Below are 15,525 nucleotides of genomic sequence, written 5' to 3' on the forward strand. Positions count from 1 at the left end.
TCCGCTGTTCCGTTGGACCCCCATGGCTTCCTTCCCTCGGTCAGGCGCTACGCCAGAGTAATGTGACCCGCTGCGCTGCTCTCATGGCGGGGGGTGATTATCGCCCCAGTGCTCCGGGAAGCCGGAGCAACGACGAACGGCACCGCCTGGCGGCGGTGCCGTTCCTGGTCCAAGTCGCCTCTTACGGGGTCCACTTGATGTTCGGGTTCACATTGCCGGTCCAGTTGAAGACGGCCATGTTGTCCCAGCCGTTGCCACTGTTGTTGATGTCGGCCGGGTCCCATCCGTTGCCGGTCACCGCGTACCAGGTGGGCTCCCAGTAGAAGACCCCGATCGCGCCGTTGCTGCGGGCGGCGTTCTGCACGGCGGTGAAGTTGTCCGCCTGTCCCTGCCAGCTGAGCGGATAGCCCGAGCAGCCGGTCGTTATGGAGTTGGCGGTGCTGTCCGCGTTGGCCGAGGTGAACGGGTACGCCGTCTCGGCGATGATGACGTTCTTGCCGTAACGCGACTTCATGTCGGCCACGACACTGCCCATGTTGGCGATCGTGCCGTGCCACGGGCAGTAGTAGGACAGCCCGGTGATGTCCCAGTTGACGCCCTTGGCCTTGATGCCGTCGTAGAACCAGCGGGCGTTCGCGTCACTGTCGGCGTCGGCGGTGTGGATGATCACCTGGGTGCCGCTGTTGCACGCCTTGGTCGCGTTGTAGCCCGACTTGAGCAGCAGGCTGAGGTTGGTGAAGTCGTTGTTGACGACCTTGCCCTCGTTCCACAGCATACCGACGTTGATCTCGTTGCCGATCTGCACGCTGTCCGGTGTCGTGCCCTGCGACTTGAGGCTGTTGCAGACGTCGTACGTGTAGTTGTAGACGTCGGTCTGCAGCCGGCTGATGGTGTGGCCGGCCCACGCCGCGGGCTTGTTCTGGTTGCCCGGGTCCGCCCAGGTGTCCGAGTAGTGGAAGTCGACCAGCAGCTTGAGCCCCTTGGCCTTCACCTGCTTCGCGTACGACAGCACCTTGGCCTTGTTGTTGTAGCCGCTCGCGGGGTTGTTCCAGACCCGCAGGCGGACGTAGTTGACGCCGAGGCCCTTGAGGATGTCCAGCGGGTCCTTGGCGGTGCCGCTCGCGTCGTAGTACTTGGCACCGAGGTCGAGCGCGCGCTGGGCGGTCGACACATCGGCACCGAGCATGGTGAGCGAACCGGCGGCAGAGGCGCTGGGCGTGGTGAGCAGGGATGCGGGCAGGGCGAGGGCTGCCAGGAGCATGGCGGCTCTCACGAGGCGGCGCGGACCTTTGAGGGTCATCCCGACCTCCTTGTCTGACATGACCATGTGGATGAGTTCTGTGATCGTTCACAGTAGGAGGTGCTGATGACGCTGTAAATACACGTGTCGGCAGCATTTCTACGAGCTTAGAGAGGAGTTAGCTGGTGGACTGAAGTGTGTACGTACACAGTTTTGCGTGAAAGTGCTTCACCCGCTGTGCGATCGGCGGTGGCCGCTTCCCTGTGCGCGACCGGCGAGTCGCAGATGGATCTGGCCGCCGCTCTGGGTGTGCGCCAGGGACAGGTGAGCCGCCGTCAGTCCGGAACCGCCGCCTGGAACCTGGCCGACTGCGACGCGCTGGCCGCGCACTACGGCATCGACCCGCTGGACCTTTTGGCCGGGCCCACCCGGGCCCGGGAGACACTGCCCGCGCAGCGCCGCCGCGTCCCCGGCCGTGGTGTGTGTCCTGCGGCAGCTCGCCTCAGCGTCCGCCCCCACGCCTGGTGGTGCCACTGCGGCTCGCCGCGGAGAGCGCCGAATCCCTTGTTCGGCATCGGCCGGGCTCTGGCCTGCCGGTACCCGGACGGGGTCTACCGTACGGACGCCACGTTCTAGCAGGGCTTGCGCAGGTTAAAGCTGTGGGGGATTACTTGATCACGACGAACGCTGACGGTATTCGTGTCTGCTCGGAGGCCGACGACCACCGCTGGCTGGACGACGGCCGGGGCCGGGGCTGCCCGTTCTGCGCCGGCCACCGTATCTCTTCCACCAACCGTTTCTCGGACCTCTACCCGGACGACGTCCCGAGGTTGGACACCGAGCGCTCAACCATCACCGCAGAGCAACTGCGCGTCGGCAGCAGCCAAGAGGCGTGGTGGACGTGCGACATCAACCCCGACCACCCATCGTTCCGGCGGATCGTGAACGCCTTCACCGGGGGCAGGAAAGGTAACGGCAGCAAGACGTGTCCCGAGTGCCGCCTGGTGGGGACCTCGGTACAGGAGCTTCAGCTGAAGGCTGAGCTCGCCACCGTGCTACGCATCGACCAGGACCGCAAACAGGTGCCGGACGCCGACGGACGCAGCGCGGCCGTGGACATTGTTGCCGTCGATGAGCACGACAACCCTTCTCTTGTATTGGAGTTCGACGGAGTCTGGTGGCATGAGGGCAAGGAGGAGAAGGACGCAGCCAAGGCTGCCCGGCTGCGCGCTGCGGGGTTGGCTGTGGTGCGGATCCGCGAGGCGCCCCTGGCACCACTGGATCCGACATTCGATGTAGTCATTGGGTTCATGGCTGCTGCCGAAGACGCCGCCGTCGACGTGCTGGACCACCTGGCCGGGCTGGGCTTGGTAGGAAAGGCCGAGGCCTATCGCTATCGCGAGGATTCCTTCGCCGGTCCACAGAACCGACCTCTTGCCGCGCGGTGGATCCGCGACCGCCTCGGCGAAGCTGCGCTTCGCGTCGAGCGGAACCTGCACAAGGAACGGTGGGCGCGGATGTATGCCGCACTCGTTGACTACGAGGCCATCGAGGGCCATTGCTACCCGAGCGATCGGGAAGTCACGGTCGGCGGCGTCGATCTGGCCCGTTGGGTCCGAAAACAGCGCGCCTTGGCGGCCAGTGGCGGTCTGGACGACGAGCGTGCCCGACGTCTTTCCACCGTCGAATCGTGGTCGACCGAGAATGCCCATGACGCGTCATTCCGCCGACAGCGCGACCTCTACCGATCCGCTGTCCTGAACGAGAGCCGCGCGATGGAAGGGCGCGAGGCGACCGTGTGGGCGAACAACATTCGTATGACCCGCAAGAGGCTGGCCGACCAGGGCGAGGACCTGCCCGCATGGAAGCTCGAAGCCTTGGCGTCGATACCCGGTTGGAGCTGGGACCCGTTCGAGGAGGGATTCCTGACCAAGGTCGTGATCCTTCAGAACTTCACCGCCCAGACCCAGCGCAGTGTCGGCAGCATCAAGCAGAAGGAAGAGTGGAGTGGCCACAGGCTAGGCGTCTGGGTCAACTCCTTCCGGAGCCGGCGGGCCACCTATGACGCGGAACGCAGAGCCGTTCTGGAAGAGTTGCCGGGCTGGGCGTGGACACCACAGGAAGACACCTGGCTGGAACACTACGTTGGCCGAATTGGGTGTCTGGGCGGCGGAACACGGCCGGGTGCCACGAGCACACGCTTCCGACGCCACTGAACGGCGACTTGGGGTGTGGAAGCGGAACAACAAGAGCAAGCGCCAAGGTCGCACTGACGACGAACAAGCTGTCCGGCTACGGGCTCTGCTGGCCGAGTACGACGAGCACATGCCCTGACAACGGCTGACTGCGCAAGCAGCAAGCGGTCGTGAGCGGTCTCGGTGGCAGCTCCGCCAACTCACCCCAGCTGGACTGCTTCCGGCCGGGCGCGGCCTCTGACGCCCACCGCCCAGCCGTCCGCGCGTTCATCCAGTGGCACCGAGATGCCGCCCGCGACCCGAAGGCGCTGCCTAAGCACTTCGAAGACTGGGAGAACAAGACCATGCATGCCGCTCCGCAGCCCGAAGCCCCGCCCAACCAGCCCATCTGCGCTCGTACCGAGCGGACCGGGATGAGGCCAACCACTTGAACGGCACCTCGGTCAGCCCGCAGAACGGCTCGATCCACTTCGGATCATCCGCTGAAATCACCCCACCCATGCTCACCAACACAACATCCGCCCCACTGGTTACGGGACAACCTCTAGCCTCGCGCTTTCACGTGGCAGGGCGTCCGGTAGGTGATCAGAAACGCGGAGAGTGCTCCTGACCTGCAACGATGGGACTTGTCTAGGGTCCAGGTCGTCGCGTGAAAGAAGCACTCTCCAGGTGAAGAAGCGTATCGGGTCCTACCCGTGTGTCCGTACCGAAGGTGGTGGTCGCGGGGTGGTCTCCCAGGCCGGCGGTGTGCTGCTGGTGGAGACGATCCGCAAGACTGGCCTGGACAGGGCGATATCGGCGGCGTTGGCGCCGTGGCGCAAGTCGCGGGCGGTGCATGATCCGGGCAAGGTCCTGCTGGATGTGGCGCTGGCGGTCGCGCTGGGCGGGGACTGCCTGGCAGATGTGGGCATGCTTCGGGCCGAGCCAGCCGTGTTCGGGCCGGTCGCCTCCGACCCGACAGTCTCCCGCCTGATCGACACCCTTGCCGCCTCGGGCGAGAAGGCACTGACCGCAATCCGCACAGCCCGGTCCGAAGTCCGTTGCCGGGTCTGGAAGTTGGCCCGCGACGGGGCTCCGGACGCTGGTGGGCAGGTGACCGTGGATCTGGACGGAGTGCTGGTCATCGCCCACTCGGACAAGCAGGACGCCGCCCCGACCTGGAAGAAGACCTACGGTCACCACCCGCTGATGGGTTTCGTCGATCACGGCTCCGGTGGCACCGGTGAACCTGTCGCGTCCCTTCTCAGGGCGGGCAACGCGGGCTCGAACACGGCCGCCGACCACATCGAGGCCGCCCGCCTCGCCCTCGCTCAGCTGCCCACGAAGTACCGGCGGGGGCGACAGACCTTGATCCGCTGCGATTCCGCGGGCGGCACCCACGAGTTCGTCGCCTGGATCGCCCAGCGCGGGCGCTGGCTGTCCTACTCGGTCGGCATGGTGATCACCGAAGCCATTCACCAGCACGTCCTGAAGATCCCGGCATCGGCATGGACGCCGGCCGTCGAGACCGGCGGCGAGGTCCGCGACGGGGCCTGGGTCGCCGAGCTCACCGGCGACCTGCTTGAGGGCTGGCCGAAGGGCATGCGGCTGATCGTCCGCAAGGAACGGCCGCATCCCGGGGCCCAGTTGAGGATCACCGATGCGGACGGCATGCGGATCACCTGCTTTGCTACCAACACCGCCGGCCGTCCCATCGCCGAACTCGAGCTCCGTCACCGGCTGCGGGCCCGGGCCGAGGACCGTATCCGAGCTGCCCGCGCGACGGGCCTGCGCAATCTGCCCCTGCACGACACCGCGCAGAACAAGGTGTGGCTGGAGATCGTCCAGATCGCACTCGACCTGCTGGCCTGGATGCCCATGCTCGCCCTGACCGGCCAGACCCGTCTCTGGGAACCCCGCCGCCTCCGCTTCCGCCTGTTCTCCGCAGCCGCCCAGCTCGTCACCACCGGCCGGCGCCGCATCCTCCGCCTCGCGGCCCACTGGCCCTGGACCAACGAGATCACAGACGCCCTCGCACGGCTCACACTCCTGCCGAACCCCGGCTGACCAGCAGCTTCCCTACCCCTGCGAGTAGCACCACCCCACCCGGAGCAGTGGAACCCGGCGCCCACCCGACGCGACACTCGGGCCCACGGCCTGCCCGCAATCAGCCACCGAAAGCGAAACGGTCCACCGACTCCCTCGCGGACCGTCAAGAAAGATCGAGGCTAGGGGCATTACGGGCGAACCGCCAGGTCACTCCAGACCAAACCCACCGAAGAATCGATGTTAAGGCTTTACATCCTCACCTGTATGTGGACTGGTCGGGCCATGGACGGAGTCCAGAAGCGCCTGACCCTGCGAGTCGACGAATTTGGTGAACAGCTGCTGGGAGTAGCCGAAGACAATGGCCCACGCGATGATCTGGGCAGAGGAATCGAGTGAGCTGAGACCCGGTACGAATCCGCCGCGCATGAGCAACAGCCCAAGTGGGGCTGTCAGAGCTCCGGTGGGTAGTTTGAGGGCCGAGATGACCAGCGGCACGTTATAAGGAAGCGCGGTTCCCCGGATCCGGCGTAGCGACGCGGCCGAGGCGATGGCGGCAGACACTGTGCCGACAATCTCGATGACGAGGTAGTCCTGGGCTTGAGCGGTATGTGCGATCTGGTTTGTGTGCGGCTTGCCCAAGGTGCTTACGCCGCTGTGCGTGGGGCAGACCACCATGAACCTTCCGGCGTCTTGCGGGGTGAAGCACAACGGGACCATGCCGGGCCAGTTGAAGGCAGCGATCGCGATCCCGATCGCGATGAGCAACATGGCACCTGTCACAGCGGTGACGATCCTAACGAAGCTGCGGACGTGCAGTGTCTCCTTGTGCAGAAGACGACGCGCAAGGCTTGCAGTCTCGGCAAGAAAGGCGCGTTGGCTCAAGCTGAGCTCGCCGGTGCTTTGGACCAGTTTGGCGATTTCCTTGATGCGGACGCGACGCGGGTCTTTGGTGGGAAAATGCTCCTCGGTCAGGGCGACCAACTGGGGGATCATTGCCTTGATGTCTTCGGGGGAAGCCAACCAGATGATGAGGTTCTGGGTGGCATCGAGATGTGACTGAGCGACACCGAGATGTGCCGCACCTCTGACGGCCGGATGGGCATGGTGCGAGAGGGCTTCGTCGGCCTTTCTCAGTTCGTGGCGGGCCTTTGCCAGGTAGGTCGGTGCGACGTCGGATCGGCCGGGGTCCGCAACCGCACGCATTGCCACGGCGTCAAGGATCGCCTCCAGTTCGGCAATCCTCGCGCGGAGTCCCTCTTTCTGCTCCCACGGGCCCAGTTCAGCGGCAGCCCATCTGCGCCTCTTCCACCATCCGCGTTCGATCTTGTCCTTTTCTTCTGATTGGTCAGGTTCTGGCATGTTCTCGGTCACGTGAACGACTATGGCCTGCAAGGAGGTTCTCTTGCTGTGTGACACGCCTTGATGGGCGCACGCCGTGGTGGGTCTGAAACATCTTGATGAACCGATGTCAGGAACCGCCGACGTGCAGGCTTCGCCCGTCCGGCGTAATCTCAATGGTGAACGATCTGGTCCGGAGCGTCGCCCATTCGTGCCCTCCGGACAACCCCGTTACCTGAGTGATGCGCCCGGTACTGCCGTGCGTATCTGCGGCGCGCGGGCAGACCGAACCCGAGAAAGCCGGACCTGAGGCCCGATCGTGAGAGTTCTGCCGCGTGGGAGGCATGATGAAGGCTTTCGTCGACGAACTGATGCTCCGGTATTCACAACCGGAGCAGGTGGCGGGTCTTCTGGTGCCCCGGGGAGATCCCGACCGGCTCCGGGTGCGGTCCCTGCTGGCAGCCGTCTACGAGCCGAGCCTGCTGGAGGTCCGGTTTGTGGACTCGGTCCAGATCACCGGAACGAGCTTCCAGGTACCGGTCAGATCGCCGGTGACGGTCCGCGGGGGCTGGGAAAAGCTGCTGCCGGACGTCGCGCAGGCCAGGGCAACCTTGGAGATCCCAGCGGTCGCACCGCCGCAGTGGATCGACCTGGCGCTGGACACCGTCGTGACGGCCCGGGTGGTGCTGACCGCCGGCGCGCTCGACGCACTGGGCTCGCAGGAAATTTCGGGGCTGTCCGAGCAGGAGTTCTTGGAGAAATTCGACTTCCTCGACCTCGCGGAGCTGATGCGCCGTGCAGAGGTCGCCGACTTCGAGGAGCTCCAGGCGCAGTTCCCGCGGCTGTACCGCATGCACTACGCGGATCCGCCGCCCTTCGACCCGGGCGCGCCCGGTCGAACCTACCGCTTGCGTGTCTCGGTGCTGTTCCTGCCCGACCTGAACCTGGGCGCCGCGCTGCGCCGACTGGTCCAGTGCCGTAGCGCACTGGACGACATGCACCCGAGAGCTGAGGAGTACGACGGCGGGGCTCTGCTCGCCACCAGTGCGTGGCTGGCAGTCTTCCCCGCCGCCGCGCTCGCATCCGAGGCCGCCCCGGGGACCGAGCAGCAGGTGTCCGACCTGCTGGCAGCAGAGGGCTTCGTGGCCGCGTTCGAGGACGTCGCATGAGACCTGGCAGCGCGACCGGTGGAAACCCGGGGCAGCAGCTCGTCCGACGCGGCGGCCGGCCGATAGTCATGCATCACGTAAGGAGCGGATGATGGCGGTCAAGTACATCGATGTCACCGCCAGCAGCGATCTGTTCGCGCCCGCTGTCCGGGCGTTCGGCGACATCGCCATTATCGGGAAGGGCGGGTTCGGCACCACGCATTCGCAGCCGACGGATTTCACCTCGCCGTCGGCTGCGGCTGATGCGTACCCACCCGGAGCGACCACGCTGGTCGCGGACGTGGCCGCCGGTGCGACCGCTGTCACCGTCCCAGTGAGCGTGCCGGCCTCCACCGAGGTGCGGATCGGTACAGGCGCGGCCTCCGAGACTCACACGGTGTCCAACACGACGGCGGCCGGGACGGACTTCACCCTCACGCTGGACTCGGCGCTGGCGGGCGGTCACGCCGCCGGGGCCGATGTGACGGAGGTGGGCGACAACGACCTCGTCCGGGCCATCGGCGCCGCGTTCCGCCAGGTGCCGCCTCCGACCAGGGTCTGGGGCGTCCAAGTGGACTTCGCCGGCGCCCGCCCATGGGAGGACGCGCTGGCCAAGGCGGGAAAGCTCAACGTGCAGATCGTGGTACTTGCCAACACGCCCCTCAACGAGGCGAACGCGGAGACGGTCGGCAAGCTGGCGGACCACGTGTCAGCCATCCAGGGCGACGGCAAGGAACGCATCGGTGTCGCCATGCTGGACGGCTCGCTGTCCGCCAAGGACGCGGTCACCCTGAACACCGGGGCCGTGAAGAAGGAGCGGATGGTGCTCGTCGCCCACCGGTCCGCCGACGATGTGGCAGCGGCCACGGCCGGGGTCATCGCCGGTTGTCGGCCGCACATCTCCATGCTGCTCAAGCCCATCAGCATCGCGATGACGAAGCCGTTCTCCGACGCGGAGATCGACAGGTACGACAGCGCCCTCATCAACTGGATCACCAGTCCGGTACTTCTCCCCGGCCAAGCGCTTTTCCTGGGCGAGGGCTACACCGCCGACGCGAGTCACAACAAGAAGTACATCGATGTCGTCCGGACCCTCGACGACGTCAACTTCCGGATCAAGGCGTCACTGATCGAGTCCATCGGCAATCTGCGGATCTCCAGGGTCGGCCTGCGCTCCGTCGCCACGCTGGTGCAGTCGGTGCTCTCCCCGCTGGTGTCGCAGGAGGTGATCGAGGATTTCACTATCGTCATCCCGCTGCTGACGCTCTTCGACAAGGACCCGGTGGACCTGTCCGCGGCAGAGGCGAAGGAGATCAAGGACGCCCGCAGCGCCCGTCAGGTCGACATGACGATCGCGGTCGTCTATGCCGGCGCCATCCACCGGCTGAAGATCGACCTCGTCTTCACTGGCTGACCGAGCCCGGGATGCGAGAACGAGGGAAACGAGGGAAGTGAGAGACCATGCCCGACGGCCTGAAATGGGACACCCGGCTGGCGGTGGCGGTGAACGGCAGCCCGGTCACCCCCATCGACTCGTTCAATCCGACCTTCAACGTCCCCGTGCAGCCCCTGCATTCGCTGGAGGCCGACAACGTCGCGCATGTCGTCCAGCCGCAAGCGTTCACCTTCACCATGGCGGTCAAGGCGATCGGTACGGCCGTGGCGACGCTCACAGGGCTGGCGCTGGCCAACACCGCCTTCAGCGTTGTCGTCCAGCAGGGCAAGGGGAAGGACTGGACGTTCAAGAGCATCGCCTTCAACGACTGCTACGTCACGTCCGTCGCCAACACGATCGTGATCGATGGTGTGCCCACCACCACGTTCAACTGCATCTGCCTGCAGGCCGTCCCCACCAACGCCTAGCCGGCGCAAGCCGCCCGACGGGCGGATGGAGGCCCCGATGTCGGACTCGAACCAGGACCCTGTCCCGGACCAGGAATACGCCCAATCCGTCGAAGGCCCCGGACTGATCGAGGTGCACCAGGGCGACAAGGTCGTCCCGGCGCCGGGCTCGGAGGCGGCCGTGTCCGCCCGCTCGGGCGCGGAGGTCCACTACTACTTCCCGGTCCACGTGGTGATGGCGGGAGAAGGCACCGACGAGGCCGCAATCTCCCTTGAGACCAGGATCTACGAAGCGCTCTACCAGGCGCTGAGTTGAGCCCGAGAGGCCGGACGAGAAGCCGGAGGAGCCCGGGATGTCGCAGCTGTCGTTTCACTTCCCGATCACGGTGTCGGTCGCCGCAGAGCCGTCGGCAACGGATCTGGAAGAGCTCGGCCGAGTCGTCGAGGAGGCGCTTGCGATACGGCTCCGGCAGGCTCGCCAGCACCTGCAGACCCTGACGGGCGGCGCGCCGGCCGTGCCGGTCCAGGCCCAGGAAGAGATGGACCAGGCCCGGCTGAATCCGGCCGGGCGGGTCTACCGGGTTCCGTCCTACGACGGCGGAGGCGCCCTCAAGCCCGTCCGGCTGGAAGCCGCCGAACCGCAGCCGCGCGACCCCGCCCCGCTGTCCGACGACGAACTGGAAGCCGAGTACGGACACGTACGGCGCTGGCTGCTCGGCCACCAACGGGTGGAGCCGGCCTATGCCGCGGCCAAGGGATACCTGGACGCCCTGGAGGCGGAGCTGCACCGCCGGACACCCGGGACCACCACCGGGTCGCAGACCACATCGGCCTCCGGACCGAAGGTCACCGGCACCGGGCCGCCGCACGGCACGCCGACGACCGCAGCGATCGTCCTGATGTCGGGCGGCCCGGCCCCGCCGCACGACGAACCGTTCCCGGTGACCGCCTCGCACGCCGGCGGAGCCTACGGCGAGCACGATCTTCCCTTCGCGCTGGGTCCGCGCGGTATCCGCATGGTGATCACCTCGTCCGGGCCGGGCGCGCATCACCTCACCGGCCACGGCCTCGACGCCGTCGGTGTCCATCCCGAGAGCGGCAAGCTCTATCTGTACGACAACAAGAGCTCCGGAACCCTCGGGAAGTCCGAGGGCAAGAAGGCCACCGCACTCGGCAAGAACCTCGGCAGCAGCCTGGAGGAGGCGATCAGCCGGATCCGTCCGATGCCGGACTTCCCGGAGAAGGCAGCCGTGCTTCACCAGCTGGAGGGCGCCCACGCCGCTGTTCTGGCCGGAAAGCCCATCCCACCCGAGCTCAATATCGAACTGAAGCTCACGAACGCCGGCGGTTACGCTTCCGGTGCGAGAAACCTGCCGCCCGGGGTGGAGCCGGACGACGTGGTCGGCCCGCAGGTCCGGGCGGCACGCGAGAAGGACATCGCCGACGCCAGGACGAACAAGGTCAGCCCGAGCCGCCCGCGCTCCCACGCCGAGACCGAGGCAATGCGCCGCCGGGTCGGCGGGGCGATGTCCCGGCAGCCGCTGCGGGTGCAATTCTCCAGCCGGGTACGCGCCGCCGGGCTCGGCGTGGCAAGGATCGGGGCGGCGGTGATCTGGAACGCCCTCATGTCCAAGGTGGACCAGGCCATCGAGAACTGGTTCCTGGACGGATGGGCGCAGCCGAAGCTCAAGGCGTTCGAACCGGAGATCCAGGCCCGGCTGGACAACCGGATCGAGGAGCTGGCGGCCCTTCAGCTGCGGCACCCCGGCAAGCAGTTGTACGCCGTCGTCGGCGTTCTCACCACCATCGAGCGGGGTGGAGACGACGACACAGAACTGGAGAGCTGCGAGATCACGCTGGCGTCGGTCTCGGTCGCCGCCGAGCGGATCGAGCACAACGAGGTCGAGTACATCCGAACCCATCCCTGGCACTTGGTACGCGAGGTGCGCGACCTGATCAGGTCGACCTACTCCGTGGAGCTCGAACCGCTGGCCACGGTGGAACTGGCAGCCGTCGTACGGGCCCGGATCGCCGACGAGGAAGCGGCGGCGGGCTCCCGTTCCGCCACCCCCGAGCAGGTACGGGCTTCGCAGCGGCGGCGCGACGAACTTGCCGCGCAGCTCAGCCGGTTGGAGGCGGCGCCATGAGCCCGGGCGGCGACTCCCTGAGTATTCGGCTGCACTTGCCGGAGTCGGTGACCTTGGACGGCGAACCGGCCCAGGACCGGCAACGGGCGCTGGAACAGGTGCTGCTGCGCGCGGTCTCCAAGGCGGTGGCCGGGCTGCGGGAGACCGGCCTGCGGGCCAACGGTATGCCGCAGCCGGCCGGGGCGGCACCTTTCACACCGTTGGCGACAGCGGTCGCCGTCGAGGGGGCCGTGCAGGCCGAGGCAGCCGCCGGGCCGTCGGCCGGCGGCGGCTTCCACCTGGCCTTCGCGCTGTCGGCGGACGCGGTGGGGAATCTGACAGACCAAGCGGCCGGTACCGGGCAGTCGGCGCCGACGACCGCCGAGCCCGCCGCACCCCCGGCCGCCCCTGCGCCGGCCCCGGCCTCGCCGCCGCCCGCTGCCTCGGCCCCGCAGACGGCCCCGCCGCCCGCCGACGCGCCCGAGCCGCCGCCGGGCGGCCAGGACAAGACGCCGACAGCGGCCAAGGCGGACGACGTGGTCGAGGGCCCCAGCGCCCTGGACGGCCACGTGGTGATGCTGCTCCTGGGCGGCCGTACGGTGACCTTGGGCGGGGCCACGCGCTACGTCCGGGCGAGTAATCTCACCCGGGCCATCCAGCTGGGCCTCAACGTGTTCGGCACCACTTCCTTCGCGCTGCTGGAAGGCCCGCTGGGGGCGCAGGGCAGCGGCCTGTGGGCAGTCGCGACCACCCCCACCGTCTCCGACCAGGCGCTCAAGCGGGGCGCCGAGCGATGGTCCGCGGCGGGTGTGCTGGAGATGACCACCGTCGAGGGCGGTGAGGTCAAGGGAAGCATCGTGGACGAGGACGGGCACCGCTACGCCGTCCTGTCGGTGGTGTCCAAGGAAAAGCACCACTTGGTCCCGAACGCCGAGGCTGGCCGGGAGATCATCGCCCGGATGAAGCACGGTGGCCGCGAGCTGCCGGCGGCCGAGACCCACCGACTGGTCTTCGGCGACCTCGACCAGCTGGTGGACCAGGTGCTCGGTGGTGACGAGTCCCGGCTCCAGGCCGTCGCCGACCGCCTGGCCCAGTTCGACATGGTGGCCTTCTGGACCGTCCCGATGACGACAAAGGCCCGCTACCTCCAGGTGCTGATCAGGGCCTGGACGCTGGACGAGCACGAGCGAGCGATCGTCGAGATCATGCGGTCGCTCAAGAGCGTCGCGGAACTGGACTACGTACGGGGCGAACTGGCCAGGGCCGGGATCGCCGAGCAGCTGTTCAGGGACATCGGCGACAACCTGTGGGACCTGCTGGTCACGGTCGGCTCCCGGTTCGGCAGGCACACCGACTTCACCGTACGCGGGGTGGCGAACCTGGTCGCCGAGGCGTTCGACCTGTCACCGGAGGCACGGGAGGAGATCCGACGCAACGTGCTGACGGGCGGGGCCGTCCAGCTCAGCCTTTGGGTGCTGACCGAGATCGAAACCCTCGCGGTGGCTGCGGTGAACCTGCTGATGGGGTTCATCGAAGGGCTGGCGATGATCGTCACGCGCCCGGCGCAGATCATCGAGGGCCTGGGCCAACTCGTACATCTGGTGCTGACGTTCTATCTGGCCGGAGAGGGCTACAAGCCAGCCGAAGCCGAATGCGCCGTGCTGGTGAAGCACATCGGCCGGCAGCTGGGGGACGGCCTGGAGGGCGCTGCGCTGCTGCACGTCGGCGAGCGGGTTCTCGCCAGAATCAAGTGGGCCGTCGTGCTCGAGGTCGCCTCCTGGTTCGTCGGCATCGGCGAGCTCAAGGCGGTGGCCTCCGCCGTCGGCCTCACGGAGAAACTGGCATCGGTGCTGCGGTTCCTGGCCCTCATCGGCAAGGCCGCCGAGGGCGTCGAGGGAAGCCGGATCGCGGCCGGTCTGCCCCGGGTGGCGCGTGCGATGCGGATCGGCAGCGCGGTGCTGAGCGACCTCCGGACGGACGAAGACGTCCTGCGGCTGCTGTCCCATCTGCCGGTCGAGGACCAGCGCAGACTCGGCGAGGTACTCGAGCACGTCGACGTCGCCGAGAACAGCACCCTGGCGGATCTGCTCGCCCACGAGCAGCTCAAGGTGGTCGAGGGGCCGCTTCGCAAGGCCGAGATCCTGCAGACCCTGGCCGCCAAGTCGGGCGGCCTCAGCGAGGAGCTGGCGTACGCGTTCCGCCGGCTGGCCGGCCCGGGCGGCTTCTCCGAGCAGGAACTCGGCCGGCTCGCCAAGGCGCTCAAGCCCGGCGAGGGCAAGCTGTTCCTGGCAGCCCTGGAGCAGATCGGTCTGGCGCGGATCGGTCCGGGCGCGGAGGTCGGGATGGACTTCCTGACCGTGCTGGCCGCAGACACCCGCCGGATGGACGCCGTTCGTTCGGTCGGCTACCAGGTGGTCCAGGTGGCGTTCGACGTGGCCGGCGGCGAGACGGCGGCCTTCGACGCGATCCTGCTGGAGATCGCCCTCTGGCAGCAGGAGGCCCGCCGGACCGACCGGGCCGCCGCGTTCAGCACGATGCTGGAGCGCCTGGAACGCGCCGACCCCGAAGCCTGGCGTCTGGTCGCCGGCGCCCACGCGGCGGCCGGGCCCGCGGTCGAGCACGCGGCCGTCCTCGGCCGCATCCGGTCGATCCGGGCCCGCTACCGGGGGCGGGCCGTGCACCGCGAGGCCATGCTGCGGCAGCTGGAGGCCTTGCGGAGGCTGTCCAAGAAGAACCCTCGACTGGCGATGGACATCATCGAGGAGTTCGAGGCCCGCCGCCTGGACCGCGTGGGCACCTTCGCCGATGATGCCGACCTCGCCCAAGCCTTCGACGACGCGTCCAAGTGGGCGACCCACGACGAGCAGGTCCTGCTCCACGAGGCCGGGGAGGCGCCGCCGGAGGCCCTCGCGCCGTCCGACACGCCGGACAAGCCGTGGGGCGCGGACCGCCCCACGGCCGCGATGGCACGCAATATGCCCGAGCCGCCCCCGCCCGGCCACGATCTTCACCACATCGTGCCGGAGGGCGACCCGCGTGCCGAGATCGCCCGCCGCATCCTGGAAGACGCCGAGATCGACGTGCGCCAGGGCCCGGAGAACGGGATCTACCTGCCCCGCACCTCGACCGACCCGAGGATCGTCGCGGAGGCGGCGACCCGGCACCCCACACTTCACACCAACGCGTACTACAAGGAGCTGACCCTCCGTCTGATCGAGGCCAGGCGCAGCAACACGGTCCACGAGACGCTGGCGGTACTCAAGGAAGAACTCAAGAACGGTCAGTTCTTCCACCTTGAGGACGGCGCGACCAAGGGGGAGCGGTTCGCGGACTGGCTGATGCGGGAAGGTGGAGACCTCGAATGGCTCGAGTCGGACGAGTTGTTGGAGATCGTGGAGGCCACCCGCCGCCGGCCCCGTCCGAGGATCGCCCCCGCCGCTCCCGCCGCCGCACCCCGGCCCACAGCCCCCGGCGGCCCTCGTATCGCCCCCGACCCACCCGCCCCGGAGCCGCCGCCTGCCCCGCCCTCCGGTGAACTCCTCGACGACCCCGTGGAGTCGGCCGATGCCCGCCGGCTCCGGCTGCCCGGAAACAAACCGGAGAGGTAG

10 protein-coding genes and 1 pseudogene are annotated in these 15,525 nt (G+C 67.8%); 9 read left to right on the forward strand and 2 right to left on the reverse strand.

Features of this window, described 5'->3' with window-relative positions; translation table 11 throughout:
• Window positions 1–181: 181 nt before the first annotated feature.
• Window positions 182–1,300 (reverse strand): glycoside hydrolase family 53 protein, encoded by a 1,119-nt coding sequence (locus OG841_RS43680; RefSeq protein ID WP_328636289.1) that lies wholly within the window; start codon window positions 1,298–1,300, stop codon window positions 182–184.
• 153 nt (window positions 1,301–1,453) lie between these two features.
• Between OG841_RS43680 and OG841_RS43685 the strand changes: the two are divergent.
• From OG841_RS43685 to OG841_RS43695, 3 genes and pseudogenes are all read left to right on the forward strand, one after another.
• Window positions 1,454–1,717: pseudogene (locus OG841_RS43685) on the forward strand (helix-turn-helix domain-containing protein); the annotation flags it as partial.
• A gap of 194 nt (window positions 1,718–1,911) precedes the next feature.
• Window positions 1,912–3,456: a helicase associated domain-containing protein gene (locus OG841_RS43690; protein ID WP_328636288.1), complete on the forward strand. Its 1,545-nt coding sequence runs from the start codon at window positions 1,912–1,914 to the stop codon at window positions 3,454–3,456.
• 648 nt (window positions 3,457–4,104) lie between these two features.
• Window positions 4,105–5,481 carry an IS1380 family transposase gene (locus OG841_RS43695; RefSeq protein WP_266697342.1) on the forward strand — a complete coding sequence of 459 codons (1,377 nt, stop codon included), beginning with the start codon at window positions 4,105–4,107 and terminating at the stop codon, window positions 5,479–5,481.
• A 222-nt stretch (window positions 5,482–5,703) separates the two neighbouring features.
• Here the strand turns inward: OG841_RS43695 and OG841_RS43700 are convergent, their stop codons facing one another.
• A complete protein-coding gene (locus OG841_RS43700) occupies window positions 5,704–6,834 on the reverse strand; it encodes a hypothetical protein (protein WP_328636287.1) in 1,131 nt (376 codons plus the stop codon).
• Between the two features lie 311 nt (window positions 6,835–7,145).
• Here OG841_RS43700 and OG841_RS43705 point away from each other — a divergent pair, with 311 nt between their 5' ends.
• The 6 genes from OG841_RS43705 to OG841_RS43730 all read left to right on the forward strand — a co-directional run bounded on the left by OG841_RS43705 (window position 7,146) and on the right by OG841_RS43730 (window position 15,525).
• Entirely contained in the window at window positions 7,146–7,970 is an 825-nt protein-coding gene (locus tag OG841_RS43705) for a hypothetical protein (RefSeq protein WP_328636286.1), read from the forward strand.
• 91 nt (window positions 7,971–8,061) lie between these two features.
• Complete coding sequence (locus OG841_RS43710) at window positions 8,062–9,363, forward strand: hypothetical protein (protein WP_328636285.1); 1,302 nt, start codon at window positions 8,062–8,064, stop codon at window positions 9,361–9,363.
• Window positions 9,364–9,410: 47 nt separating this feature from the next.
• Complete coding sequence (locus OG841_RS43715) at window positions 9,411–9,812, forward strand: hypothetical protein (protein ID WP_328636284.1); 402 nt, start codon at window positions 9,411–9,413, stop codon at window positions 9,810–9,812.
• A 37-nt stretch (window positions 9,813–9,849) separates the two neighbouring features.
• Window positions 9,850–10,107, forward strand: a complete 258-nt coding sequence (locus OG841_RS43720; protein ID WP_328636283.1) for a hypothetical protein — start codon at window positions 9,850–9,852, stop codon at window positions 10,105–10,107.
• A gap of 37 nt (window positions 10,108–10,144) precedes the next feature.
• The gene (locus tag OG841_RS43725) at window positions 10,145–11,938 is read left to right on the forward strand and encodes a hypothetical protein (protein ID WP_371569915.1); all 1,794 of its coding nucleotides are present in this window, start codon (window positions 10,145–10,147) and stop codon (window positions 11,936–11,938) included.
• Window positions 11,935–15,525 carry an AHH domain-containing protein gene (locus tag OG841_RS43730; RefSeq protein WP_328636281.1) on the forward strand — a complete coding sequence of 1,197 codons (3,591 nt, stop codon included), beginning with the start codon at window positions 11,935–11,937 and terminating at the stop codon, window positions 15,523–15,525. The genes OG841_RS43725 and OG841_RS43730 overlap by 4 nt, the downstream gene beginning before the upstream one ends.

The sequence above is a fragment of the Streptomyces canus genome (genome assembly GCF_041435015.1).
GTDB classification, from domain to species: Bacteria; Actinomycetota; Actinomycetes; order Streptomycetales; family Streptomycetaceae; genus Streptomyces; species Streptomyces canus_G.